Here is a 1818-nt window from a genome sequence, read left to right on the forward strand (position 1 = left end):
CCAGCCGTTAAGACGCATAACGCCCGGCTCACCAGCGCCCAAACTTACGCTCTTTTTGTGGTAAGGTGTAGCGTAGCGCAACCCACAAAAAGAGCGTAAGTTTGGGCGTCTGCGTGGAGCCGTTTGTTATATTAGAACTTATCCAAGCTGTTGTTCTGGTGCTTATAAAACCAGCCATAAAATTGGCATTTTATTGGAACATCTGATCCTATTTCTTTAAATCTTAGGAAATACCCTCTATCAATATGAAGTATTTCAAATTCTGTAGGTTGACTCATTGCTTGACGTATGGGCTCACCCAGCGTGGCGTCTAGTGGAGGGTGAGATATCGGAGTAACACTGACATTGTCATATGTCAGTGTGAGCTTTTTTTCGTCGTTCGTCCAAGAACCATCGTAGTAAGCTTTGAATGCGATAAGAGAGCTATTTCCTGTTAGATTGTATCGAACTGAACCTTTGGTACTATAGGTACCGTCGGGAAAGAAAACGAGTTCGTAGTCATGTAGCATACTAAGCTTTTCATCTTCAAGTTTTTGCTTACAAAACCAATTGCCTAGGAAATCCGCCCCTTTCTGACGTTCCGTTACTACTGTGCCTTTTTCACTTAAACCAGCGCAGGAAACTATTAGACAACAAGCCGATAATATAAAATATTTTTTCATTCCATACCTATTAAAATATAACGCCAAGCTCACCTGCAATTTTTGCTGTGAGCGTTTGTGTAAAATGGAGCTGCGCGACATACACAAACGAGCGCAGCAAAAATTGTCAGGTGGAGCGCCTTGTTATGCGAGGCCGCACAAACCAGTAACACACACGTTGGGCCAGCTAGCCTGGCCCTTTAGCCTAAACGAAGCGACACTAAAACCAGATACTACCAAAAGCCCAAAATAATACTACAAGAAGATTTGGATAAAGCTTGATTTGGTACTGCCTAAAAAGAAAACGCTGAGAACAACGATGGGAGACATAGTACGGACACGACCGACTAGAAATTGAATGCCACTCCCTGACTGCATCACTGCGATTTACTTCACTACACCACTGCTGGAGCGGCACAAACTAAAAAGACAATTACCACAACCCTACCACCGACAAAGCACTTTGTTTAATACCACGCATAACGCCAACAGCAAGCGCGCTTTTTGGCGTCGCCTTGGCTGTTTTTGTTATGTCTTATTTGTTCCACGTTTCGGAGTTATTATCAATATAATCTACAATCGCATTAAACATTGGATACCATGTATTACTGTCATTGACTCCTGCCCAAACATAATCAAAATGCTTCTCAACAACAAGTATGTCCTCCAGGGTATCCGGTTTCGTTAGTATAAATTGGCCGTACGTTTTGTTGCCTTCTTCTCTCGTATCAATCCTTAACCAAAGAAAAGGCTTATATTCTTTGTAAGCTTTATTTATCCCAATTTTGTCTCTAACGGAAGAAACTTTATCTTGGAGATTATTTTTAATAATGAGAGTTTCCAGATCATCAATAGTCATTGTTTTATCAAAGTAGCCAATATTTCCTATTTGACCTTTTACAAAATCATTATCTGGTAGTAATAGAAGGCTTTTCATTTTATCTAAGTCGGTATCGACACTTGAAACTACTGTTGCCTGTATCTTAGTAGGAAATCGTTTCGTAGCAGGGTCGAGTTCAGCTACTTGCATGGATGTACACCCAGATAAAGCCACGATAATCAGTAATATATTTATAACTTTCATTTTTTCTCCTTTGGTTGAATTAACTTTTGGACATAACGCTTGCAACAGCGGCCGAGCGTAGCGAGGTCCAGCCCCAGAGGGGCGTTGATGCTT

General features: G+C 41.2%; 2 protein-coding genes. Both read right to left on the reverse strand.

Annotation, left to right across the window (positions count from 1 at the left end; all coding sequences use genetic code 11):
* Window positions 1-131: 131 nt before the first annotated feature.
* Window positions 132-662, reverse strand: a complete 531-nt coding sequence (locus IDZ20_RS05880) for a hypothetical protein (RefSeq protein ID WP_188150501.1) — start codon at window positions 660-662, stop codon at window positions 132-134.
* A 514-nt stretch (window positions 663-1176) separates the two neighbouring features.
* Window positions 1177-1818: hypothetical protein (locus tag IDZ20_RS05885; protein ID WP_223144911.1), on the reverse strand; the 642-nt coding region annotated here is incomplete at its 5' end.

The organism is Teredinibacter waterburyi, assembly GCF_001922985.1.
Lineage (GTDB): Bacteria > Pseudomonadota > Gammaproteobacteria > Pseudomonadales > Cellvibrionaceae > Teredinibacter > Teredinibacter waterburyi.

Excerpts from the sequence above, each read along its gene's own strand:
- IDZ20_RS05880 (WP_188150501.1), bottom strand. The coding sequence starts at position 662 with ATGAAAAAATATTTTATATTATCGGCTTGTTGTCTAATAGTTTCCTGC.